Annotated in this window: 22 protein-coding genes; 4 read left to right on the top strand and 18 right to left on the bottom strand. The window is 69.5% G+C overall.

What is annotated here, in order from left to right; all coding sequences use genetic code 11:
- Nucleotides 1-14: 14 nt before the first annotated feature.
- The 7 genes from LDO15_RS01850 to LDO15_RS01820 all read right to left on the bottom strand — a co-directional run bounded on the left by LDO15_RS01850 (nt 15) and on the right by LDO15_RS01820 (nt 8207).
- A complete protein-coding gene (locus LDO15_RS01850) occupies nt 15-2783 on the bottom strand; it encodes a cation-transporting P-type ATPase (RefSeq protein ID WP_223983416.1) in 2769 nt (922 codons plus the stop codon).
- Nucleotides 2784-2988: 205 nt separating this feature from the next.
- Nucleotides 2989-3207 (bottom strand): hypothetical protein, encoded by a 219-nt coding sequence (locus LDO15_RS01845; RefSeq protein ID WP_223983413.1) that lies wholly within the window; start codon nt 3205-3207, stop codon nt 2989-2991.
- A 73-nt stretch (nt 3208-3280) separates the two neighbouring features.
- On the bottom strand, nt 3281-4075 hold the full coding sequence (locus tag LDO15_RS01840) for a glycosyltransferase family 2 protein (protein ID WP_223987687.1): 795 nt from the start codon (nt 4073-4075) through the stop codon (nt 3281-3283).
- 5 nt (nt 4076-4080) lie between these two features.
- Complete coding sequence (locus LDO15_RS01835) at nt 4081-5679, bottom strand: bifunctional PIG-L family deacetylase/class I SAM-dependent methyltransferase (RefSeq protein ID WP_223983410.1); 1599 nt, start codon at nt 5677-5679, stop codon at nt 4081-4083.
- The gene (locus LDO15_RS01830) at nt 5673-6695 is read right to left on the bottom strand and encodes an acyl-CoA dehydrogenase family protein (protein WP_223987684.1); all 1023 of its coding nucleotides are present in this window, start codon (nt 6693-6695) and stop codon (nt 5673-5675) included. Before LDO15_RS01830 ends, LDO15_RS01835 begins: the two co-directional genes overlap by 7 nt.
- Nucleotides 6696-7045: 350 nt before the next feature.
- The gene (locus LDO15_RS01825; protein ID WP_223983408.1) at nt 7046-7723 is read right to left on the bottom strand and encodes an O-methyltransferase; all 678 of its coding nucleotides are present in this window, start codon (nt 7721-7723) and stop codon (nt 7046-7048) included.
- A 166-nt stretch (nt 7724-7889) separates the two neighbouring features.
- Entirely contained in the window at nt 7890-8207 is a 318-nt protein-coding gene (locus tag LDO15_RS01820) for a thiamine-binding protein (RefSeq protein WP_223983406.1), read from the bottom strand.
- Nucleotides 8208-8383: 176 nt separating this feature from the next.
- On the opposite strand from LDO15_RS01820, the gene LDO15_RS01815 reads away from it, so the two are divergent.
- Genes LDO15_RS01815 through LDO15_RS01805 form a run of 3 tightly spaced genes read left to right on the top strand, consistent with a single transcriptional unit; the run spans nt 8384 to nt 10422 of the window.
- Entirely contained in the window at nt 8384-9016 is a 633-nt protein-coding gene (locus LDO15_RS01815; RefSeq protein WP_223983404.1) for a TetR/AcrR family transcriptional regulator, read from the top strand.
- Between the two features lie 18 nt (nt 9017-9034).
- The gene (locus tag LDO15_RS01810) at nt 9035-9451 is read left to right on the top strand and encodes a YkvA family protein (RefSeq protein ID WP_223983402.1); all 417 of its coding nucleotides are present in this window, start codon (nt 9035-9037) and stop codon (nt 9449-9451) included.
- A 41-nt stretch (nt 9452-9492) separates the two neighbouring features.
- Nucleotides 9493-10422: an NADP-dependent oxidoreductase gene (locus LDO15_RS01805; RefSeq protein ID WP_223983400.1), complete on the top strand. Its 930-nt coding sequence runs from the start codon at nt 9493-9495 to the stop codon at nt 10420-10422.
- Between the two features lie 32 nt (nt 10423-10454).
- Here the strand turns inward: LDO15_RS01805 and LDO15_RS01800 are convergent, their stop codons facing one another.
- From LDO15_RS01800 to LDO15_RS01775, 6 genes are all read right to left on the bottom strand, one after another.
- A complete protein-coding gene (locus LDO15_RS01800) occupies nt 10455-11195 on the bottom strand; it encodes a GAF and ANTAR domain-containing protein (RefSeq protein ID WP_223983398.1) in 741 nt (246 codons plus the stop codon).
- Nucleotides 11195-11386 carry a hypothetical protein gene (locus tag LDO15_RS01795; protein ID WP_223983396.1) on the bottom strand — a complete coding sequence of 64 codons (192 nt, stop codon included), beginning with the start codon at nt 11384-11386 and terminating at the stop codon, nt 11195-11197. Before LDO15_RS01795 ends, LDO15_RS01800 begins: the two co-directional genes overlap by 1 nt.
- A 140-nt stretch (nt 11387-11526) precedes the next feature.
- Nucleotides 11527-11838, bottom strand: coding sequence for an AzlD domain-containing protein (locus tag LDO15_RS01790; RefSeq protein ID WP_223983393.1), 312 nt, complete (start codon nt 11836-11838; stop codon nt 11527-11529).
- Nucleotides 11835-12596 carry an AzlC family ABC transporter permease gene (locus LDO15_RS01785; protein ID WP_223983390.1) on the bottom strand — a complete coding sequence of 254 codons (762 nt, stop codon included), beginning with the start codon at nt 12594-12596 and terminating at the stop codon, nt 11835-11837. The genes LDO15_RS01790 and LDO15_RS01785 overlap by 4 nt, the downstream gene beginning before the upstream one ends.
- Nucleotides 12593-13039, bottom strand: coding sequence for a hypothetical protein (locus tag LDO15_RS01780; protein ID WP_223983388.1), 447 nt, complete (start codon nt 13037-13039; stop codon nt 12593-12595). Before LDO15_RS01780 ends, LDO15_RS01785 begins: the two co-directional genes overlap by 4 nt.
- A 117-nt stretch (nt 13040-13156) precedes the next feature.
- Nucleotides 13157-14056, bottom strand: coding sequence for a glycerophosphodiester phosphodiesterase family protein (locus LDO15_RS01775; protein ID WP_223983385.1), 900 nt, complete (start codon nt 14054-14056; stop codon nt 13157-13159).
- A 176-nt stretch (nt 14057-14232) separates the two neighbouring features.
- Here LDO15_RS01775 and LDO15_RS01770 point away from each other — a divergent pair, with 176 nt between their 5' ends.
- A complete protein-coding gene (locus LDO15_RS01770; RefSeq protein WP_223987682.1) occupies nt 14233-15438 on the top strand; it encodes a DUF445 domain-containing protein in 1206 nt (401 codons plus the stop codon).
- A gap of 23 nt (nt 15439-15461) precedes the next feature.
- On the opposite strand, the gene LDO15_RS01765 is transcribed toward LDO15_RS01770, so the two are convergent.
- The 5 genes from LDO15_RS01765 to LDO15_RS01745 all read right to left on the bottom strand — a co-directional run bounded on the left by LDO15_RS01765 (nt 15462) and on the right by LDO15_RS01745 (nt 23672).
- Nucleotides 15462-16685 (bottom strand): MFS transporter, encoded by a 1224-nt coding sequence (locus LDO15_RS01765; RefSeq protein ID WP_223983383.1) that lies wholly within the window; start codon nt 16683-16685, stop codon nt 15462-15464.
- A gap of 84 nt (nt 16686-16769) precedes the next feature.
- Entirely contained in the window at nt 16770-17609 is an 840-nt protein-coding gene (gene narI, locus LDO15_RS01760; protein WP_223987680.1) for a respiratory nitrate reductase subunit gamma, read from the bottom strand.
- Between the two features lie 23 nt (nt 17610-17632).
- Nucleotides 17633-18253: a nitrate reductase molybdenum cofactor assembly chaperone gene (gene narJ / locus LDO15_RS01755; protein WP_223983381.1), complete on the bottom strand. Its 621-nt coding sequence runs from the start codon at nt 18251-18253 to the stop codon at nt 17633-17635.
- Nucleotides 18250-19962: a nitrate reductase subunit beta gene (gene narH / locus LDO15_RS01750; protein ID WP_223983379.1), complete on the bottom strand. Its 1713-nt coding sequence runs from the start codon at nt 19960-19962 to the stop codon at nt 18250-18252. Before narH ends, narJ begins: the two co-directional genes overlap by 4 nt.
- The gene (locus tag LDO15_RS01745) at nt 19962-23672 is read right to left on the bottom strand and encodes a nitrate reductase subunit alpha (protein WP_223983377.1); all 3711 of its coding nucleotides are present in this window, start codon (nt 23670-23672) and stop codon (nt 19962-19964) included. The genes narH and LDO15_RS01745 overlap by 1 nt, the downstream gene beginning before the upstream one ends.
- Nucleotides 23673-23684 lie beyond the last annotated feature (12 nt).

Here is a 23684-nt window from a genome sequence, read left to right as displayed (position 1 = left end):
GCGGTGTCCCGGGGTCAGGGGCTTTGGACCCGCGGGCCGCCCCTGCCGGGTCCGGGCCGGGCAGGTGACCCGCCGGCTGACCCGCCGGCTGACCCGGTAGGATAGCCGCCGGCGGGTGACCCGGCCCTGCGGTGACGGACGATCTTGTACAGCCAGTCCGCGAGCAGGACGGCGGGGATCGCGGCCAGCGCCACGGCCAGCCCACCCGGTGTCGGCGGGGCCTGGCCCAGCAGCGTTGCCAAGGGCACGAGGAACAGGAACACGCACAGCAGCCCCAGTTCGGCCAGCACGGCCCACAGCAGAAGCCTGTTGGTGAACCAGCCCAGCCGCCAGGGCGGGACGGTGGCGCTGCGGCAGGCGAAGGCGTTCGCCAGCTGGGCCAGGACAACCGTGGTGAAGGCAGCGCCGGACGCCGCCATGAGCACGTCGGTGGCCGGCAGTTCGGCGCCGGGCCGCCACCCCGCGCCGAGCATTACCACCGTGAACGCCGTCATCTCCATCACCGCCTCCACCGGCCCGAGCAGCCCAAACACCCGGAACATGAGGGCACGGTCCATCAGGTGCCGGCGCTCGGGCGGCCGCTTCAGCGTCCCCTTGCTCGGCGCCTCGCTGCCCAGGGCGAGGGCTGGCAGCAGGTCGGTACCGATGTCCAGGGCCAGGATCTGCAGCACCCCCAGCGCCAGCGGGAAGTGGCCGCCGGACAGTGCCCAGATCACGAACGGGGTGAGCTCGGCGACGTTGTCCGTCAGGTGGTAGGTCAGGAAGCGCCGGATGTTCGCGTAGGTGGCGCGGCCCTGCTCCACGGCGGCGATGATCGTGGCGAAGTCGTCGTCCAGCAGCACCAGGTCGGCGGCCTCGCGGGCAACGTCGGTGCCGCTGCGTCCCATCGCGACCCCGATGTCGGCCTGCTGCAGCGCCGGGCCGTCGTTGACGCCGTCGCCGGTCATGGCCAGGACGTGCCCGCGGCCCTGCAGCAGGCGGGCCACCCGGAGTTTCTGTTCTGGCGTCACCCGGCTGACCACCACGCCGTCACGGTCCAGCAGGGCCGCCAGGACGGCGTCGTCCTCGGGCAGGTCCGGTCCCTGCAGCACGGTCTCCGTGGGGCCAAGCAATCCCGTCTCCCGGGCAATGGCGGCGGCGGTGAAGGCGTGGTCGCCGGTCACCATCGCGACCTTGATTCCGGCGTCTCGTGCAGCGGCGAGAGCCACCTTCACCTCGGCCCGGGGAGGATCGTGCAGGCCCATCAGGCCCAGCAGCGTCAGCCCGGACTCTGCGTCTTCCAGCCGGAACGTGGCGCCGGGCGGCCCTGGCAGGCTCCGGCTGGCGACGGCGAGCACGCGCAGGCCGCGGGCGGCCATCTCATCGACCATGATCCGTGCCTGGTCCGCGCCCGGGCCGGACGCCGCGTCTGGGGCCCCGGCGCCGGGTGCCGTGCCGCTGCCAGCGCCGCCACTGCCTCTGCCAGTGCCTCTGCCAGTACACAACGGAATCACGGACTCCGGAGCGCCCTTCACGTAGAGCGTGGTGCCGACGATTGCCGACTCCCGCAGCCGGCGTGAGTCAAACGCGAACCGGTGCGACGGCGTCGGCCAATCCGGCTGTTCGCCCGGAACGGCGAGCCGGACGGCGAGCGCGTCGATGGCGGCCTCCATCGGGTCCCCCTCCGCTATCCACCGGTCTTCGTGGAGGACGGCCCGCCCCACCGAGGCGGTGCGCGCCGCGACGCTGAGCTGCCGGGCCGCCTCCACGCCGCCGCCCGTGATGTCGGCCTCGGGCCCGTAGCCCTGGCCGTTGATGGTCAGCAGCCCGGCCGGCGTCCAGACCTCGACGACGTTCATCCGGTTCTGCGTCAGGGTTCCGGTCTTGTCCGTGCAGATGAAGGTCGTGGACCCGAGGGTCTCCACGGCCTGGAGGTTGCGCACCAGGGCGTTGCGCTTGGCCATGCGCTGCGCGCCGACCGCCAGGGACAGCGTGACGGTCGGCAGCAGCCCTTCCGGGACCAGGGCGACGGCCACCCCGATGGCGAACAGGAACGCATCGCGCCAGGAAATCCCGACCAGAAGCGAGAGCAAAAAGAACAGGGCCCCGATGCCCAGGGCCATGGTGGCGGTAATGCGGACGATTCTCTGCAGTTCCTGGGCGAGCGGGCTGGGCGGGGCCTCGACCTTTCCGGTCAGGGCTGCGATCTCCGCGAGCCTGGTCCGGCCCCCCGTCACCGCGACCACCCCTTCGGCCTGCCCGTTGACCACGAACGTCCCGCCGAACGCGGTGTCGCCCGGGAATTTGGCGACGGCCTCGCTTTCGCCCGTGAGCATCGACTCGTCCACCTCGCAGCTGGCGGCCAGGGCCAGCCGGAGGTCCGCCGGAACGCGGTCGCCGGCCACCAGCACCACGACGTCGTCCGGCACCAGCTCGGTGGAGTGGACCTTGATGACCCGGCGGTCCCGGCGGACCGACACCATGGCCGGGAGAAGCTCGCGGAGCTTCGCGGCGGCGTGCTGGGCCCGTTCCTGCTGGATGTAGGCGAACACCCCGTTGACCACAATGACCACCACGATGGCGACGCCGAGTTCGGGCATGCCGGCAATGAACGCGAAGACGGCAGCCACCCAGAGCATGATCGCGAAGAAGTGGGTCAGCTCGGCCAGGAGCCGCCGCCAGCCGGGGACCGGACGGGGCTCGGGCAGCTTGTTGGCGCCGAATTGCTTCAGCCGCCGGGCAGCTTCATCGGCGCTGAGGCCGGCGACGGCTGACAGCGAGTCCTGTCCCGGCCCGGGATTCACACGCCCGCTCCGCCCTTCACGGGCACCGCCGGCCGCCGGCCCTGATCAGGTACCTCATGGATCGAGCATGCTGCCGGCTCCCCGGGCTTGTAAGGGCCAAAGGTCATTTCGGGGCCGCCGTCGAAATCGCCGGGACGCTGCGGGGAGCGCTGTCCATGTACGGCGGTGGCGGTGCGGGTCCGGCGGATTCGGGACCGCCGCGGCGTTAGTCGCCGGCGGCACCTATCCCGAACTCGCTCTGAAGCCGCACGCGGGCGCCGCGCTCAACCAGGGTGGGGATGAAGGTCTTGATCCGGCCCCCGTCCAGGGCCTCGAACTCCTCGCCGACAATCCAGACGATGTGCAGCCGCGGAACGTGCGGAAAGCGGGTCATCAGGCGGTCAACAACCTGGTCGATGCCGGGTTCGTTCGCAGCGTCGGTCACTTCCTTAGTGTGGAGGCGGACCGGTCCGGGCGTCAATGAACCGGACGTCAATGAACCGTGCGTCAATGAACCGTCAGCCGGCAGGCGGCGGCAGCAACTGGCCCAGGCTTCGCAGATAGGTGCCAAAGCCGTCCGGAGCACGGGCATGGGTCCGGCCGGAGGTCATGACCCGGGTGCTGTCCGTCGCCGTGACCGTAAAGGCCCGGCTCCGGAGGTTGCGGACGAGGATCCGGTCCTCTTCGGACCTGATCCGGGCGAACCCTCCAGCGGCCAGGTAGGCGGACGCCCGGACCCCGAAATTCGCGCCGTAAATGTGGGGATGGTCCTCGTGGAAGGGGTGGCGTTCACGCCAGCGCCGGAGCAGTTCAGGGTCCATTCCGTTGGGGTCAGGTTCCACGGATCCGAGGACGGCGTCGGCTCCCGCCTCGGCGAACTCAAGCTGGCGCACCAGCCAGTGCTCCGGCACCCGGGAATCGGCGTCGGTATTGGCTACCCACGTCCGGACTGCCCAGGGCGGCTGCGTCCAGCGCTGGGCAGACTGCCGCCGCCGGGGCAGGCCGATGCCCGAGGCCCGGACGCCGGCGGCCCGGCTGGCGCCGGCGCTGCGAAAGCTGACGTCCAGGGCGCTGAACCGCGGGTCCGCGGCAACGTAGCCGGCCGCGATGGCGGCGGAACCGTCGGTGCAACTGTCCAGCACCACCGTCATCCGAAGGTCGACGTCGGGCCGGGCGCTGTGCAGGGCGTCGGCGGACCGTTGCAGGGCCCGCAGCGACTGCCCCAGGTGGGCTTCTTCGTCGTGTGCGGGCACGACGACTGCGACGCGCTCGATGCGGTGCCCGCGCGGCAACGGCAGCGGCAGGGCGGCCATCCCGGTCACCGGCCCCGTTCGAGGCCGCCGCGGTCCGGCACAGTGTCCGGCGGTAGGCCCGGCGGAGTGTCCGGGGGCAGGCCCGGCGTTGCTGCCGGCGCTGGTACTGCCACGGCATCCGGCGCTGCGTCCGGGGCAAGAAGCACCTCAAGGACAAAATCGCGTTCCTGATAGATACCGCCGCCGGTCCAGCCCAGCTGCCGCCGGGCCGCTGCGTGGACCGAGTCGCCGTCGAGTTCCCAGCCGGAAACGGGGTGCCGCCAGTGGCACAGCACGAGGGTTCCCCCGGCCATGAGCGCGCCATCGATCCGGCCGAACAGTCCGGCGAGCTCTGCCGGTGAGAGGTAGTAGCCCACCTCCGAGACGACGATCAGGTCGAATGATCCGTCCGGCCACTGGTCCGGGACGGTCAGATGGTGCGTCCGTGCAGAGGGCAGGTGGGCGAGCCGCCGGGCGGCGTGGGCCAGGGCGGTGCCGCTGGCATCAACGGCCAGGAAGCTCCCGCACCGCGGCGCGAGCTCCGCGCTCAGCGTCCCGATCGAGCAGCCGACCTCCAGCCCGGCCGTGTACGTGCGGGCGGGCAGCGCGGCGAGCGTGAGGGAACGCTTGCGGTGCTCGTACCAGCTCGAGGTGTACTGCCAGGGATCCTCGTCCCGGGCGTGCACAGCATCGAAGAGGCGCTCCGCGTCGCCCGCGGCGAAGGGGCGCGGGGACCGGCCTCCACCGCCGGCCGGGGCGTCGGACGGGGCATTCACCGGCGGAACGTTGCGCGGAGGGTCCGGGAGGTCGCCCGGGGCGTTGGCCGGATGCCAGGCAAACGTCTCCCAGGGCCGGTCGAAGTGCGCCAGGAAGTCCGGCGGCAGGAGCACCTCGTCGCCCGGCAGACCGGAGAGCGGCTGCACCTGCGACACATGCGCCGCCGTGGCCGCAGCCTTGGCTTGTTGCTCGGCGGGGCGCAGCGACAGCCGGAACCAGCCGTGCCATGCCGCGCCGGCCGAGTCAGCCGGCGCATCCGGAGCGGCCCACAGCCAGTACCAGATGGGGTATTCGAGGAGTCCGTGGCCCGCCGCCGTGCTGAGCTCGGCTGCGACGGATCCGAGGACGTCGTGGTCGGTATGGCCGTCCGAGCGGTAGGGCGCCACGAGCACCACGTCGCCGGCGGCACGCCCACACCGGACGGACGCTTCGCGGACTGCGGCGCGGATCTGCTCGCGGTGTTGGACGAGTTTGCCGTCGGGCAGGCCCAGACACTGCCAGCCCTGATCTCCGTCCCATGCCCGTTCCCCCAGCAGGTGCGTCAGGGCTCCGCCGAATTCCCGCACCCGGACGGCGGCGAGCTCGTCCGGCGTCGTGGTTGGCGAGCCGGGGTGCGATGCCTCCCCCGCCGTGCACAACAGCACGCGGACGGTGGCGCCGACGGCGTGCAGCCGGGCCAGCAGCCCGCCGGCGCCGAGCGATTCGTCGTCGGGGTGGGCCGCCAGTACGATGAACGCCCGGCCGGCGAGATCCGCGTCATCCAGCGGCAGCTCGGGCAGCTCGCCCGCGCCGCTGGAAGCCCACGCGGCCTCGCTGGTTCCGGCATCGTTGTGGCTGAAGCTCACCATGGGGTGTCACCTGCCAGCGTCAGGGCGCCCAGCTGCGCGTCGTCGCGCATGGCGTGGTGCTGGCGGATGTAGAGGGCCAGGTCGGCCATCCGTTTTCCGTAGGCGTCATCAAAAGCGAGCGGGGCAGGCCCCAGATTCTGGCTCACGAGCGCCTGGATCCGTTCGACGGCGGTGGCCACGCTTCCCCGGACGCGCAGAGCCTCACGCCATGCGCCGGCGTCGGAAAGTTCCCCCGCGTCGATCCGGTCGGCGGTCCGCGCGAGGTACGCGGTCAGGGCGGCCAGCGTGCGGTCAATCTCGCCGAGGTGGGCCAGCGCGATCTGATCCGGCTCCCGGCCGCCGTCGGCGGCCTTCCGCAGCGACGTTGTGAAGCTGCGCGCCACCGCCACGGCGCCGCCCAGCCAGCAGGCGGCCACGCCCATGCCGCCCCAGGCGAACCCCGGGCGCTGGTAGTACCAGCCGGATCCGCCCAGCGGAACGGCCGGGACGCCATCGAAATGGACCGTGCCGCTGGGGATTTCCCGCAAGCCCCGGCTGGTCCACTCCGGGTCCCCGAAGCTCACGCCATCTGCGTGGAGGTCGACGGCGAACGCGGCACGGCCGCCACCCTCGACGTGCGCGGTCAGCACCGCGTGGTCCAGCTGCGCGGCCAGCGAACACCAGGGCTTGGAGCCGTGGAGCAGGAAACATCCGTCGGCCGCCCGGGCCTCTAGCCGGAGCCCGGGGGCCTCTGCCGCGAACACGCCCCAGGCGCCGTCAAAACGGATCCCGCCAAAGTCCGGACAGTCCCGGCCTTCCCCCGCGGCCAGTCCTGCCGCCTGCGCCAGGATCGCGGCGGCGTCCAGGTGCGGTTCAAGCACCCGTCCGGCGGCGACGTCGACTGCGGTCACCGAGGCCAGGATCTCCCAGAGGAAAGCGGTCCGGCCTTCCCCCGGCTTTGGCGCCGTCGCCGCCGCCGCTTTGGCCAGGTCCAGCAGCGCCGGAACGTCGCCGACGGCTGCCTGTGCCTCGGCCATCAGTGGGCTGATGGCGTCCAGGTCTCCGGCCCCAGAGCCGAACCTGACAGAGCCGATCCTGACAGGGCTGATCTTGGCAGGGCTGATCGTGACTGAGGGTGCGTGGTGGGTGGTGTTGGTCCCGTTCATTTCGGCTGCCTGTATTCCTTCGGACTGGACGCTTCGGACTGGACGCTTCGGGCTGGACAGTTCGGGCTGGACAGTTCGGGCTGCGGGCGGGCTGCAGGGCCGGAGTCCGGCGCGTCGCCGGCGGGCCCCGACGCCGCTGCCAAGCAATCTAAGCATACTTAGCACTTGTTGCGGACCGGCCGAGACTACCCCACCGCTGCCTCGCGAACACCCTCCCGCGCCTACCGGACGATCGCGAGGGCGAAGCCGTCCCACCCCTTCGAACCCACGGTCTGCATGACCGTGCCGTCCAGCCGCGGGTCGTCGCCAAGCATCTGGAGCGCACTGATGATTCCCGGTGCGTTCACCGTGTCCATCGACGCATCCAGCACGGCACCCTCCCACACGACGTTGTCCACCACGATCGTGGTCCCGGGCCTGCCAAGCCGGATGGCCCAGTCCAGATAGTGCGGGTTGTTTTCCTTGTCAGCGTCGATGAACACGAAGTCGAACGGCGGTCCCGCCTCGCTTTCCAGCTCGCGGAGGGTGTCCAGCGCTGGGCCGACCCGGATGTCCACCTTGTGGCCCAGGCCGGCGTCGTCCACGTTCGCGCGCGCAACGCGGGCATGCTTGGGGAGGTACTCGCAGGTGACCAGGCGGCCGTCGTCGGGCAGCCCCTGGGCCATCCAGATGGTACTGAAGCCGGCCAGCGTGCCGATTTCCAGAACGCGGCGGGCGCCGGAGAGCTGGACCAGCAGTTTCAGGAGTTTGCCCGCGTTGGGCGCCACTTCGATCGGCGGCATGCCCGCCTCAACGGCGGTGGTCACGGCGCGCTGGAGCGCACGGTCCGGACGGACCACGACGTCGGAGAGGAAGTTTTCGACTGCGACCCAGGCGGGTGTGGACTGGTGCTCGATCATGCCCCCAGTGTCCCAGCCGCCCCGGCCCGGCGGTAGCCTCCCGGCGGCGGGAACAAGTCCGAATCAAGTCCGAAAGCGGCCCGGCTTCCTGCCGGGCTAGGCGTGCACGGGTCTGCCGGGCTCCTGCCTGCCGGGCCCACTGGAGGCCCCTGTACTGGCCGGCTGCCTAACTGTCGAGGGCCTCTTCAAGCCGCTCCAGCTTCCCGGTCAGCTCGCCGCTGTAACCGGGCCTGATGTCGGCCTTGAGGACCAGCGAGACGCGGGATCCATATGCGCCCACGGCTTCTGTCGCCCGTTTGACGACGTCCATGACCTCGTCCCATTCCCCCTCGATCTCGGTGAACATGGAACTCGTCCGGTTGGGCAGGCCGGACTCCCGGACAATCCGGACGGCCGCCGCGACGGCGTCGTGGACCGAAGCGTCGCCGGGCGCCTGGCCGTTGGCGGGGTCACCGGAGGGTGCTACGGAGAATGCGACCAGCATGTAATGGTTCCCTTCACTCGGTCCGGACAGCGAGGCGGAAAATCGGGGGCTGTCCCGGATCAGTCTTTCACGGCATGCCGTCACCGGACCGCCCGGATTGCCGGTGGAAACCGTCACATAACGCACTACCGGGCGGTAACTGCTTCGCTCACCCCGTGCGTTGCTACCCTAGGCAAATGAACCGGGCAGTAGACCGCAGGCCGCTCCGCGCAGACGCCGCGCGCAACGTGGACAAAATCATCTCCGCGGCCCGGCAGTGCTTCCGCGAGCACGGCCCGGAAGTGCCGCTGCAGACCATCGCCAGCACCGCCGGAGTGGGGCCGGCCACCCTCTTCCGGAATTTCGCCGACAAAGAAGAACTGGTGCTCGCCGCCCTCAACCGGCAGCTCCGGCTCCAGGTGGATCCGGCCATCGATGAGGCCCTGGCCGATTCGGACGCCGCAGCCGGACTCTTTCGGGTCATCGATGCCACGATGCGCGTTGCCAGCGAGGAAGCCAACCTCCTGGGAGCTGTTGCAGGCCGGCGCGGTCTGCTGGCCGGGATCACCGGGGGCCTGATTGAGTCCATCGCCGTGTTGCTGGGCCGCGGGCAGGGCCAGGGCACCCTGCGCAGCGATATTTCCATGACGGATATGATCCGCCTGCTGGCCATGCTGATCGGCGCCGTGGACACGATGGAACCGGGCTCCGACGCATGGCGGCGACCCGTGGCGCTGGTCGAGGACGCCATCCGGACGGAGCGGCCGGACCGGGCACTGCCGCCGCAGGCCCCGCTGCCGGGCACGGCGTTCGATGCCGTTCTTGGCTAGCTAAGTAAGATCGAGCCCATGGGATGGGAAACCCTCGCCGGGGTCATTGGCGGCATTCTGGTGGTCTACGCGGTCCTGCTGTTGCTGCTGTGGGGCTACGCCCGACGGCACCCCGAGACCGTCACCATGCGGGATGCCTTGCGGCTGCTGCCGGACCTGCTTCGACTCATCCGCCGCCTGCTGGCCGACCGCACTGTGGCGCCGGGCGTCCGGGTCCGGCTGGCACTCCTGCTCGTCTATCTCGCCTCGCCGATCGACCTCGTCCCGGATTTCATTCCGGTAATCGGTTACGCGGACGACGTCGTGATCGTGGCACTGGTGCTGCGCTCGGTGGTCGCCCGCGCCGGAGCCGACGCCGTCCGGCGCCACTGGCCCGGCACTCCGGACGGCCTTGCCGTCATGCTGCGGCTCGCCGGACTCGGGACGCCGGCCTAGCCGCTGGAATACGATCGCCGGGGCGTCAGTTGCTGTATGTCATGAAAGCGATGACATACAGCAAGTACGGAAGTCCGGATGTCCTTAAACTGACCGAGCAGCCCCTGCCGAAAGTGGGGCCCGGAATGGTTCTGGTCAAGGTCAAGGCGGCGTCGGTGAACCCGGTCGACTGGAAGATCATGGCGGGCTACCTCGATTCGATGATGGACCTGCAGTTCCCGGCCATTCCAGGCTGGGATGTCGCGGGCGTTGTGGAGTCTGTAGGCATCGACGCCCCGCAGTTCAGGCCCGGCGATGAAGTCATCTCCTACGCCCGCAAGGACTTCGTCCATGGCGGCAGTTTTGCCGAGTACATTGCTTTGCCTGAGCGGCTCCTGGCCCGGAAGCCGGAGACGCTGGACTGGGACCAGTCCGCCGGGCTTCCGCTCGCCGGGCTCACCGCGTACCAGGTCCTGACCCGGCTGGACGTAAAGGCGGCGGACACGCTCCTGATCCACGGCGGGGCCGGCGGTGTGGGCTCGCTGGGAATCCAGATCGCGGTGGCGCTCGGCGCCAGGGTGATCGCCACCGCCTCCGAAAAGAACCATGCCTTCCTTCGCGCCCTTGGCGCGGAACCGGTCAGCTACGGGGAGGGCCTCGCGGAACGTGTCCGGGCGCTGGCACCAGGCGGCGCCGACGTCGTCGCGGACTTCGTGGGCGACAACCTGGACACCACTCTGGCGGTCCTTGCCGAGGGAGGACGGCATGCCTCCATCGCTGACAGCGCGGTGGAGCAGCACGGCGGCACCTGGATGTGGGTGAACCCCATCGGGGCCGACCTTCAGCGTTTGGCGCGGCTCGTGGACGAACGCCGGCTCAAGGTCGAGGTGGCCCGCACGTTTCCGCTCGCGGAGGCCGCCGAGGCGTTCAGGCTGAACATGGAGGGCCACACCAGGGGCAAGATCATTGTGAAGGTCGACGACGCCGGCTGACCGGTATGGGGGCACGGCACCTGCCGGGAGCGTCAGGTCCCGGGGCCGAAGTCGGCGGCGACGGGCCCCGGTTCGAACCTGCGCAGGATCTCCTCGGCCACGAGCCGGACCTTGACGTTGCGGTTGTTCGAGACCTTGCTGAGCAGGGTGAAGGCCTCAGCCTGTGAGCACCGGCTCTGGGCCATGAGAATCCCTGACGCAAGGTTGATGATGGTCCGGGATTTCATGGCCTGGAGCAGATCCCGGTTCAGGTCCTGGACCGATCCCAGGCGCACGGCCAGGCGCATGGACTTCCCGGCCGTGGCGGCAAACGCCTCGCAGCTCGCGGCCGCCCCGCCGTCGAATGCATGCGGGTCGGCCGCCAGGTAGGTCAGGGCGGCCGCCGCCCCATCGTCCAGGGCCACCGGGACGCTAAGCGCGCTCCGGATGCCCCACCTGGCGGCGGTGCGCCGGTAGCGGTCCAGCCGCGGCTCGGTGGGGTCCCCGGTGAGGCGGCCGTCCAGCAGGGCGGTCCGCCCGGTCTCCAGCGCGTCCAGGGCGGGCCCGGCCGTCCGGTCCTGCAGCTGCTCCAGCGCCAGCGCAGCAGGGTCACTGCCGGCTGTCACGGCAGGCTTCGAGGCACGGATGAGGCGAACGGAACTCAGCACCCGGCAGCCTGCCGCGGACGCACCAAACTCGGCTATTGCGCCGGACATTTCCTGCAGAAACTCGTCGAGGCTGGCATTTTCAAGCACCAGATCCTGCAGGTGCTCCGACAGCCTGGCGCCCGACATCAGTCCTCAACCGGTTTTTCTTTGGCTTCCAGGAGGTGTTGCTGCAGCTTCTCTTCGGCTTCCCGACGGCGGCGGGCCATCTCGCGCAGTTCCCGGGTGGATTCAGCCCCGGCAGAAACAAACGGCTCGTGCGGCTTGGCATGAGGATGCTTGCGCGGCTCCTCAGCCCCCGGGTCGTCATGTTCACTCATGTTCGAATGCTCCCATGCGGCCCTTCCGGCAAGTAGGGACTAAAGACCGTTCCCGCCACACGCGGAACCGCGTAGGGAGGGACCGCGTAAAGAGGGACAGCGTAAAGAGGGACAGCGTAGAGAGGGACAGCGCGGGCCCGTCAGCCCCAGCCCAGCAGCCGCAGCCCGGCGGCCGCCGCCGCACCGGCGATCACCACCACGAGGAACGGCGCCCGGAACCACAGGGCGATCGCCGCCGCGGCCAATGCGCCAAGCCGGGCGTCCAGCGCGAGCGACTGGCCCGACGCCACCGCATTGACCACCGTCAGGGACGCCAGCAGCCCGATCGTCATGGTCCCGGCAATCCTGGACATCCGCGGGTTGCGGAGCAGGCTGGCCGGCACCAGGTATCCGAGCAGCTTCCAGGCGTAGGCGAGCAGGCAGGAGAGCAGCAGCCACATCCAGAGGTTCATGCGGGGTCTCCCGGGTACCCGCCATGCTGGTCGCGGTGATGATGCGCGTGATGCTCCGCGTAGGGGTCGACGTCCGGTTCGAGGCCCTCGTCGCTGCGGCCGTGGCTGAACCAGCCGATTCCGGCCGCCACGACGGCGGCGACGAGGATCGGCACTCCCGGCGGCGCGAACGGCACGGCCAGCACGGTGGCCAGGGCACAGACGGCCGCGATCGCCATGGGTTCCCTGCCCTTGAGCCGCGGCCACAGCAGGCCCAGGAAGGCTGCCACGGCTGCGCCGTCGAGTCCCCACTGCTTGGGATCCCCGAGGGCACCGCCCGCCAGCGCGCCGAGGGCCGTGAAAAGGTTCCAAAGGACGAACACCCCGATGCCGGCGGTCCAGAAGCCTCGTTTCTGCTCATCCGGGTCTGTCTGCCCCGTGCTGGTGGCGGTCGACTCGTCAATGGTCAGCTGGGCGGCGGCGAACTTGCGCCATCCGCGCGGCTGCAGCAGGGCGTTGATTTGCATACCGTAGATTCCGTTGCGCATGCCCAGCAGCGTCGCGGCGCTCATCGCGGCGACGCCGGACCCGCCTCCGGCCACCACGCCGATGAAGGCGAACTGCGATCCACCGCTGAACAGCAGCAGGCTCAAGGCCATGGTCTGCCAGAAATCGAGGCCAGACGTGACGGACAGGGCGCCGAAGGAGACGCCGTAGAGACCGGTGGCAATACTGATCGACACCCCGATCCGCACCGCCGGCGACTGCAGGATTCTCACGGGCGCCGGCTCCGCCGTGTCAGGGTCCAGGCCCACCCGATGAGGGGCGCCTGGAGCGGGAGGCGCAGGGTGTGCACCAGGCGCCGGCGCGGCGTGCCTTCCGGCCCGTACGCCGTGCGCAGGGCGTCAACGTGGCCGGCGAGGAACGCGGTGAACATTGCCGTGACGCAGCCGGCGGCGGCCGGCCGTGTGGCCGGGATCAGGAGCCCGACGGCGGCGGCCGCTTCCAGCAGGCCGCTCGCTGCCACCCATTCCTCCCGGGAGAGCACAGCCAGCGGGCCGTTGGGCTGCCTGCCGGAGTCGTCGCGGCACAGGATGTCGGGAACCACCGGGTGGAAGAATTCGGGCTCGCGGAAGTGCTTGGCGGCGCTGGCAAGCAGGAGCGCGCTCAGCGCCGCCGCGGACAGCGTCTGAAGGTCCCGGCCGGACCGGCGAAATGACATGCACCCACTCAATCACAGCGGCCGCGCCCGCCGTAATTCGCTCGGGAGCCGCGGCGCGGCCCGGTTCCAGCGCGGCTTGGATTCGGCAGGAACGACTCCGGCGGCCGGGCGGGACAGTTACCGGAGCGGCTGGCTGTCCGCCAGGAGCTGGGACAGGACCTGGGCCGGCCAGTTGGTGGTGATCTCGTGGATCCCGAGGTTCCTGCACCGCTCGACGTCCTCCGCGGCGTCGACCGTCCACACCCGGAACCGTCGCCCTGAACCAAGCCAGCGCTCAACCGTCCCGGGGTGCGCGCGGACGTAGCCGATGCCCGGACCGGCAATGCCCGCCTCGGCCGCGTCCAGGATCCGTTCGCCCTCGGCCTGGGCCGCCTTCATGACGTTGGCCAGGGCCCCGCCGGTCAGGGCACCCAGTCCCAGTTCCTCACGAATATCCGCCAGGTTGACGTCGTCGACGAGCTGGCAGACGGCCTCTGCCGGCACGGACTCGAGCAGGTGCTTCACGGCGTCGGGACTGAAGCTCATGAAGGAAACCCGGACGCTCTCCAGCATCGACGTCGCCGGATCCCAGCCCTCGCCCCTCAGGACCTCGAGGACACGGTCCTCGAGTCCGAGGTGGAACGGGCTCGGGTGTTTGAACTCAATCGCCAGGCCGATCCCGCGGCCGGCCGCGCGCAGGATGGCGAGCAGCTCCGGCAGGGTCAGGAACTGCTCGGACTTGGCGCCGTAGGCCTCCGGGACCCGCGCTCCCTTCCAGGAGGAGAAGTCCAGCAGCCGGAGCTCGTCCAGGGTCCGGTCCGCGACCTGACCGGTGCCGTCCGAGGTGCGGTCCAGGGTGGAATCGTGCAACAGCACCACGTGCTGGTCCCGGGTCAGGTGGACGTCGCACTCCACGCCGTCGGCGCCGTCGGCGATTGCCTGCAGGTACGCGGCCCGGGTGTGCTCGGCGAAGGCTCCGCTGGAGCCCCGGTGGGCATAGACCAGAGGACGGGCGGCGGCGGACACGTCAGTCGTCATGGTGCCACGTTAGCGGACTGCCGGCTCCGCGGCGGGACTAGGCTGGGCTCATGCAGGTGAACACTGAGCCAACTGCCCCGACCCGTGCCGCGGAACGTCCGGGCGGCGTTCCGGACGGTCCCGCCAGACGGCGCGCCGCGTCCAACGACGCCGAGAAGGCGGCGGCGCTGCGCCGGATGAAGCTCTTGGCGCTTTCGCTGCTGATCGTCATGGCCGTGATCTTCGTCGTCGCGTTCGCCCTGCAGAAGTACTATCCGTGGCTCGAATACGTCCGTGCCGCGGCCGAGGGCGGCATGGTGGGGGCCCTGGCCGACTGGTTCGCCGTCACGGCCCTGTTCAAATACCCCATGGGAATCAAGATCCCGCACACCGCCATCATCCCGCGCCGCAAGGACCAGATCGGAGCCTCGCTGGGCGAATTTGTGGAGACCAATTTCCTCTCCGAACAAGTGGTCCAGGAGAAGCTGGCGTCCGCGGACATTGCGCGCAAAGCCGGCGCCTGGCTGTCCAGCCCAGGCGGCCCGGACCGCGTGGCCAAGGAGGGCGCCGCGGTCATCCGCGGCGCGTTCAAGGTCCTCAACGACGACGACGTCCAGGCCGTCATCGAGGGCATGGTCCGCAAGCACCTGCTCACGCCGCCGTGGGGCCCGCCGGTGGGCCGGCTCGCCGAGCGGATCTTCGCCGACGGCCACCACCACGCCCTGGTGGACCTGCTCGTGGACCGCACCGTGGATTGGGTGCGGGACAACCAGGAGACAGTCAACAGGCTGGTCACCGACCGCTCGCCGACGTGGGTGCCGTCGTTCGTGGACGGACTCGTGGGCGACAAGGTGTACGTGGAAATCCTGAAGTTCACCCGCGCCGTGCAGTCCGATCCGCAGCACCAGGTCCGCCGGTCGATCGACAAGTACCTCAAGGACCTCGCGCAGGACCTGCAGCATGACCCGGTGATGATCGCCCGTGCCGAGGGCGTCAAGGCGCAAGTGCTCGGCGACCCCGAGGTCCGCGAGCTCGCCTCCCGCACCTGGGACACCATCAAGTCGGCCCTGCTCAACGCCGTCGATGATCCGCACAGCGAACTGACCGTCAAATTCAAGGCGGCCGTGCATGACTTCGGCACCCGGCTGCTGGTCGATCCGGAGCTCGCCGGCAAGGTGAACGCCTGGATCGGCGACGCGGCGGGCTACCTCGTGAAGACCTACCGCTCGGACATTGCCGGGGTCATCACGGACACCGTGGCCCGCTGGGATGCCGAGGAAACGTCCCAGAAGATCGAGCTGCAGGTGGGCCGGGACCTGCAGTTCATCCGGATCAACGGCACAGTGGTGGGTGCCCTGGCCGGACTCGCCATCTTCACTGTGGCGACCCTGCTGTTCGGCTAGCTGTTCTCCGGTCGCGGCTCCGGCTAGGCAGCGGCGACCTTTGCCTTGGTCCGGCCGTGCATGGCGAAGATCGTGAAGACCAGCGCCGCGAGCGCCGTGGCGACGAGCAGCAGCAGCCCGATCGCGTAGCTGTGCGCCGCGGCGTCATAGGTGGCGCCCATGATCAGCGGCGGGAAATAGCCCCCCAGGCCGCCGGCCGCGCTGACCACCCCGCTGATGCTGCCGACCTTGCCCTGCGGCGCGAGCACGCCCACCCAGGCGAACACCCCGCCCGTGCCCAGGCCCAGCGCCGCCGCCATGGCGACGAACGTCAGGCCGGCGGGGACATCGCCGTCGGGCTGCAGGTTCACCACCCAGGCGAGGACGGCGACGCCGGCGAGGGCGGCGATCACCACGGGCTTGGGACCGATCTTGTCAGCGAGCACGCCGCCCACCGGCCGCGCCAGCACGGCGGCGAGCGCAAACCCCGCGGTGCGGGCGCCGGCCGCGCTGGGATCAAAGCTATAGACATCCCGAAGGTACGTGGGCAGATACGTGGCGAAGGAAACGAAGCCACCGAAGAGGACTGCGTAGAGGAAGCACAGCTTCCACGTGACCGGGGTCTTCGCGGCGTCGATCAGCTTGGGCATCACGGGCGCGTTGCTGCGGGTCCAGCCCGGCGCCTCCTTCATTCGGAACCAGATGATGGCGGCCATGACCGCCAGAATCGCGGCGATCAGCAGGTGGGTGGGAACGTAGCCGATGGCGGCGACAAGCCGGGGGTTCAGGAAAGCGGCCAGGGCCGTTCCGCCCATGCCCGCGCCGAAGACGCCGGTGGCGAAACCCCGCCGGGCGGGCTCGTACCAGGCGCTGACGAAGGGGATCCCGACGGCGAAGACGGTTCCGGCGACCCCCAGCAGCACGCCGGCAGCCAGCACCAGGGCGAAGGAGTCGAGGCTGCCGCCGACGGCCACCAGCAGGATCGGGACGATGGAGGCCAGCAGGACAAAAGTGAACATGGCGCGGCCGCCGTACTTGTCCGTCAAGGCGCCGACGACGATCCGGCCCAGCGAGCCCACGAAGACGGGCATGGCCACGAGCACGCCGGTAGTGGCCGGATTGAGGTGCAGGTGCTGGGTGTAGAACGCGCTCAGCGTGGCGATGGAATTCCAGGCCCAGAAGCACACCACCGACGCCGAGGTGGCGAGCGTCAGGTTGAGCGCTCGGCCGGCGGGGGCGGCGACGGTCGGGGACACTGTTCCGGCCACGGTGGTCTCCTTTTCAGTTCGGCAACGCTTGGTTCGGCAACGCTCAGTTCGATGTCCAGTTCAGCAATGTCCAGTTCAGGAAGCTCACCGGTTCCTGGTGTCCCGGTCCCGGGTTCCGACGGCGGACCAGCCGCGCCGCGTGGCCACCGTGGAGCTCCGGGCGCCGACGGTGCCGGCGGTCCCTTTGGACCCGGCCCCGCCGGTGTCCCGGTCCCTGGAGCGGTAGACGATGTAGGGACGGAAGAGGTAGTGGAACGGCGCCGTGAAGGCGTGGACCAGCCGGGTGAAGGGCCAGATCACGAACAGCGCCATGCCCACGAGGGTGTGCAGGTGGAAGGAAAAAGGCGCCGCGGCCATGGCCGTGATGTCGGGCTGGAAGATGAACAGGGAGCGGAACCACGGGGCCACGGTCTCGCGGTAGTTGTGCCCGTGCTCGCCCTCGAAGACGCTGGCAAGCGTGGTCCAGAGCCCGAAGACGATCGCCGCCGTCAGCACCACGTACATGGTCTTGTCATTCCCTGTGGTGGCCATGAAGACGGGGCCGGTGGTCCGGCGGCGGTAGATCAGCAGGAGGATCCCGCCCAGCGTTCCCACACCGGCGATCCCGCCGACCAGCAGGGCGTTGAAGTGGTAGAACTCCTGGCTCATCCCGGCCGCCTGGGTCCACGCCATGGGAATGACCAGGCCGAAGAAGTGGCCGGCGATCACGGCGAGCAGGCCGAAATGGAACAGCGGGGACGCGATCCTCAGCAGTCTGGATTCGTAGAGCTGGGAGGACCGCGTGGTCCAGCCAAACTGGTCGTATTTGTACCGCCAGACCAGTCCGCCGACAAGGACCACCACCATGACGTAGGGCAGCACGCCCCAAAGCAAAATGTCTAGAGCGGAGATGTCGACGGCGGATCCGGGCTCGGCTTCCAGCATGGTCAGGCTCGATGCGAGCATGGTCAGGCCCCCTTCACGGGCAGCAGGCGCGGATCGTAGGGGTCCAGGCCTACGGCCTCAGTGGGTGGGCCGTAGCCGGCCATCCGCATGACGGCCTGCTCATCCGCCGGGGATTTCCCGGGCAGCGTGGCGCAGACGGCCTGCAGGATCCGGGCGTGCGGCAGCTCGTCCCGGAGCAGCCCGAAGCGCAGCATTTCCAGGCTCGCCCGGAAGCGCGTCAGGAGCCCGCGGCCGGCCGCGAGGTCCACCACGGCGGCGTATTCGAGGACCATCGGAAGGTAGTCCGGCAGTTCGCCGTGCGTGTCCACCAGAATGTCGCTTTGCCGGTAGGTTTTCTTGAAGTTGCCCAGGACCTCGCCGCGGCGCCGGGTGTCCCCGTCCGTCCAGTAGGACAGGTGCAGGGCGTGGCGCTTGCCGAGGTCGAACTCGCGCACGTACTGGGCCTGGCTCTCCATCGGCGGCGTGGATTCCAGCGCCTCGAGCACCTCCCGGAAGTCCTCGACGGCGCCGGGGAACTCGCCGAGGGCGGCGCGCATGAGCGGCACCCGGCCGATCAGGTCCTCGTCGGGGTAGGACAGGCACCAGGCCGCCGCGAGGTAGATGACCTGCTGGCGCCGGGTCACGGCTGCTCCCCCGGCCCGGGAGCAGGAGCGGGTGCGGCCGGCGTCCCGGGGAGGGCCGCCTTCTCCGGGAAAAGCCCCGGCGGTGCCCCCGTGCCGTCCCAGTTCAGCAGGTTCACCCGTCCCCGGAGAGTTGTTTCGCCGGGGGCCTCGCCGGAGGTCTGCCGGTCCCGGAGTGCGTTGAAGGTTTCCACTGCCACCGGGACGGGCCTGCCGCTGGCCTCGCCGAAGGGGGAGGAATCCTGCATCCCCGGGCCGCCGTCGAAGTCCAGCGAGCAGCCCATTTCCTCCAGGTCATGGGCCTGTTCCACGTGCGCTTTGGGGATGACGTAGCGCTCCTCGTACTTCGCGATCGCCATCAGCCGGTACATCTCGTACATGGTCTGCCCGTCCATGCCCACGGCTTCGGGGATGGAATCGTCGGGGTCGTTGCCCATGTTGATGCCGCGCATATAGGAGCGCATCGCCGCGAGTTTCTTCAGCACGGCGGTGACCCGGTCCGCGTCCCCGGCGGTGAAGAGCTCCGCGAGGTATTCAACCGGGATGCGCAGCGCGTCAATGGCGCCGAAGAGGCTGCCGGCGTCCTCGCCGTCGTGCCCCTGGTCCCGCAGCAGGTCCACCACGGGTGAGAGCGGCGGCACGTACCAGACCATCGGCATCGTCCGGTATTCGGGGTGCAGCGGCAGGGCGACCTTGTAGACCTTGGCCAGGGCGTACACCGGCGAGCGCCGGGCGGCGTCGATCCAGTCCTCCGGGATGCCCTGGGCCCGGGCCTCGGCCTGGACGGCGGGGTCGTTCGGGTCCAGCAGCACATCCATCTGGGCGTCGTAGAGTTCCTGGGGGTCGGTAACGGCGGCCGCCGCGGTGACGGCGTCGGCGTCGTACAGGAACAACCCCAGGTACCGCAGCCGGCCCACACAGGTTTCCGAGCAGACCGTCGGCAGCCCCACCTCCACCCGCGGGTAGCAGAAGGTGCACTTCTCGGCCTTCCCGGTCTTGTGGTTGAAGTAGATCTTCTTGTACGGGCAGCCCGTGACGCACTGCCGCCAGCCGCGGCACTTGTCCTGGTCCACCAGCACGATCCCGTCCTCCACCCGCTTGTAGATCGCACCGGAGGGGCAGGAGGCCATGCAGGACGGGTTCAGGCAGTGCTCGCAGATCCGCGGCAGGTAGAACATGAAGGTCTGCTCGTAGGCGAACTTGATCTTGTCCTCGGAGTCCCGCCGGACCTTCTCCACGATCGGGTCCAGGTGGCCGTTCTCGGCGGAGCCGCCCAGGTCATCATCCCAGTTCGCCGACCAGGTGATCTTGGTGTCCTCGCCGGTGATTAGGGACTTGGGCCGGGCCACGGGGAAATCATCGCCCAGCGGCGCATCCACGAGCGTCTTGTAGTCATAGGTCCACGGCTCGTAGTAGTCCTTGAGCTCGGGCTGGACCGGGCTGGCGAAGATCCCGAAGAGCTTCTTGACCCGGCCGCCGGCCTTGAGGACCAGCTTGCCGCGCTTGTTCAGCACCCAGCCGCCCCGCCATTTGTCCTGGTCCTCGTAGCGGCGCGGGTACCCCTGCCCGGGGCGGGTTTCGACATTGTTGAACCAGACATATTCGGTGCCCGCACGGTTGGTCCAGGCCTGTTTGCAGGTCACGGAACAGGTGTGGCAGCCGATGCATTTGTCCAGGTTCATGACCATGCCCATTTGAGCCATAACACGCATCAGTACTGCACCTCCTGGGAACGACGGCGGACGGTGGCAACCATGTCGCGCTGGTTTCCGGTGGGGCCAAGGTAGTTGAACGCGTAGGCCAGCTGGGCGTAGCCGCCGATCAGGTGCGAGGGTTTGACCAGCAGGCGGGTGACGGAGTTGTGGATGCCGCCGCGCCGGCCTGTCGCCTCCGACTTCGGCACGTCGATGGTGCGTTCCTGCGCGTGGTGGACGTAGACCACGCCGGCCGGCATCCGGTGGCTGACGATCGCCCGGGCCACCAGGACGCCGTTGGTGTTCAGGCATTCCACCCAGTCGTTGTCCCTGACCTTGATGGCGTCGGCGTCAGCGGGGCTCATCCAGACCGTCGGACCGCCGCGGGACAGCGAGAGCATCAGCAGGTTGTCCTGGTACTCGGAGTGGATGGACCATTTGGAGTGCGGCGTCAGGTAGCGGACCACCACCTCCAGCTGCCCGTCCCCGCCGAGTTTGGGTTCGCCGAAGAGCCGGTGCATGTCCAGCGGCGGCCGGTAGATCGGCAGCGGCTCGCCGATGTCGATCATCCAGTCGTGGTCAAGGAAGAAATGCATCCGCCCGGTCAGGGTGTGCCACGGCTTGAGCCGCTCCACGTTGATGGTGAAGGGGGCGTAGCGCCGGCCTCCCGTTTCGGAGCCGGACCACTCCGGCGAGGTGATGACCGGTACCGGCCCGGCCTGGGTCTGGGCGAAGGTAATGAATTTTTCCTCGGAGCCCTCGGAGAGGTCCGCCAGCTTCCGGCCGGTGCGGACTTCCAGGTCCTTGAAGCCCTGGACGGACAGCGCGCCGTTGGTGGTGCCGGAGAACGCCAGGATGGCCTCGGCCATTTTCGCGTCGGTATCGATCGCGGGTCGGCCGTCCGCGGCGCCGCCGAGCATCACGCCGTTGGAACGGCTGAGCCGGTCCAGCGGGCCGGCGAGTTTATAGGTGACGTTCTTGACCGTGAAGCCCAGCTTGTCGGCCAGCGGCCCGACGGCGGCCAGCTTGTCCGCGATGGCCGTGTAGTCCCGCTCCACCACGGAAAAGATGGGCATGTTCTGTCCCGGCACCGCGGGGATGGACGTGTCCCGCCAGTCACGCACGATCCCGCCGGGCTGGGCGAGCTGGCCGGGGGTGTCGTGCTGCAGCGGGACGCTGACCAGGTCGCGGCGGACGCCCAGGTGCGTTTTCGCCTGCCGGGAGAACTCCTGGGCCAGCAGGTGGAACATGTCGAAGTCGGTTTTGGTCTCCCACGGCGGGTCGATCGCGGGGCTGAAGGCGTGCACAAACGGGTGCATGTCGGTGGAGGACAGGTCGTGCTTCTCGTACCAGGTGGCGGCCGGGAACACGACGTCGGAGAGCAGGGTGGTGGAGGTCATCCGGAAGTCGGCGGAGACCAGCAGGTCCAGTTTTCCTTCCGGCGCCTGCTCGTGCCATTTCACGTCCCGGGGCTTGAGGCCCTCGGCGTGGTCCGGGCCCAGGACATTGTTGTGGGTGCCCAGCAGGTTCCGCAGGAAGTACTCGTTGCCCTTGGCCGAGGAGCCGAACAGGTTGGAGCGCCACAGCACGAGGGTCCGCGGCCAGTTTTCCGGGGCGTCCACATCCTCGATGGCGGGGTTCAGGGTGCGGTTCTTGAGCGCGTCCGCGATGTAGCTGGGGGTGTCTTCCGCGGTTCCGGCGGCGACGGCGGCCTCCGCCTCGTCGGCGAGGTCCAGCGGGTTGCGGTCGAACTGCGGGTAGAACGGCATCCAGCCGAGCCGGGCCGACTGGGCCAGCGCGTCCGCGGTGTGCATGCCGTCCAGGGCCCCGGTGGACAGCGGCGACTTGAGCGCGTCCGCGGAGTAGCCGTCCTGCCGCCACTGGTCCGTGTGCATGTACCAGTAGCCCGTGCCGATCATGGTCCGCGGCGGGCGGGCCCAGTCCAGGGCGTTGGCCAGCGACACCCAGCCGGTGGCCGGCCGGGTCTTTTCCTGCCCCACGTAGTGCGCCCAGCCGCCGCCGTTGCGGCCCATGCAGCCGGTCAGCATCACGAGTGCCAGGACCGCCCGGTAGGTGGTGTCGCCGTGGAACCACTGGCAGATCCCGGCGCCCATGATGATCATGGAACGGCCCTTGGACTCCTCGGCGTTCCGGGCGAACTCCCGCGCCACCCGGATGCATGCCTGCGCGGGAACAGAGGTGATCTCCTCCTGCCAGGCGGGGGTGTAGGGCGTCGCGGCGTCTTCGTAGCCCACGGACCATTCCCCCGGGAGCCCTTCGCGGCCCACACCGTACTGGGCCAGCATGAGGTCGAACACGGTGGTGACCAGCTGGCCCTCCACCTCGATGACGGGCACCCCGCGCCGGAGCACGCTGCCGGTGCCGTCCGCCTGCTCGAAGCAGGGGAGCAGAATCTCGGCGCTGGCCGCGGAGACCTCGCGCAGCGACAGCGCAGGTTCGATCCCTTCGAGGTCCAGGTTCCATTTGCCCTCGCCGCTGCCCGAATAGCGGAACCCCATGGAGCCGTTGGGCACGGCCGGGCGCCCGGCCTTCTTGTCGAACAGCACGGTGCGGAACGCCGCGTCCTCAGCCAGGGACTCGGCCGGGAGGTCTTTGGCGGTGAGGAACTTGGACGGGGTGAGGGAGCCGTCGTCGCGCCGTTCCAGCCGGACCAGGAACGGCAGGTCCGTGTATTGGCGGACGTAGTCGGAGAAGAACGGGACCTCGCGCTCGACGAAGAATTCCTTGAGCATGACGTGCCCCATCGCCATGGCCAGCGCGGCGTCCGTTCCGGCCTGGGCGGGGAGCCACTCGTCGGCGAACTTCGTGTTGTCCGCGTAGTCCGGACTGACGGTGACCACCTTGGTGCCGCGGTACCGCACCTCGGCCATCCAGTGCGCATCCGGGGTCCGGGTGACGGGGACGTTGGAACCCCACATCATCAGGTAGCTGGCGTCCCACCAGTCGCCGGATTCCGGGACGTCGGTCTGGTCCCCGAAGACCTGCGGGCTGGCCACGGGCAGGTCCGCGTACCAGTCGTAGAAGGACGTCATCACCCCGCCGATCAGCTGGATGAAGCGGGTCCCGACCGCGTGCGAGACCATGGACATCGCGGGGATCGGCGAGAAGCCGGCGCAGCGGTCCGGGCCGTAGGCCTTGATGGTGTTCACGTGGGCGGCGGCCGCGATCTCGGTCGCTTCCTGCCAGGACACCCGCACCAGGCCGCCCTTGCCGCGGGCCTGCTGGTAGCGGCGGCGCCGTTCCGGGTCCCCCACGACGTCGGCGAAGGCCAGCACCGGGTCCCCAAGCCGGGCCTTGGCCTCGCGGTACATCTCAACCAGGACTCCGCGCGCATACGGGAAGCGCACCCGGGTGGGTGAATAGGTGTACCAGGAGAACGCCGCCCCGCGCGGGCAGCCCCGCGGTTCGTATTCCGGGCTGTCCGGGCCCACCGAGGGGTAGTCGGTCTGCTGGGATTCCCAGGTGATGATGCCGTCCTTGACGTACACCTTCCAGGAGCAGGAACCGGTGCAGTTCACCCCGTGTGTGGACCGGACCACCTTGTCGTGGCTCCAGCGGTCCCGGTAGAAGATGTCGCCCTTGCGGCCGCCCTCCCGGAACACCGCCCTGCCGTCGTCGGTTTGGTCCCATTTCGTGAAGAATCGGCCCAGCTTCAACATTGCATCCGAGGCGGGTCCGTCCAACCCCGCGGCGCCTCCGGCAGTCATGCCCTCAAGCTA

Origin of the sequence: Arthrobacter sp. NicSoilB8 (assembly GCF_019977355.1) — a bacterium.
In the GTDB taxonomy this organism is placed as follows: Bacteria; Actinomycetota; Actinomycetes; order Actinomycetales; family Micrococcaceae; genus Arthrobacter.
This window is presented reverse-complemented; position numbering and strand designations above follow the sequence as displayed.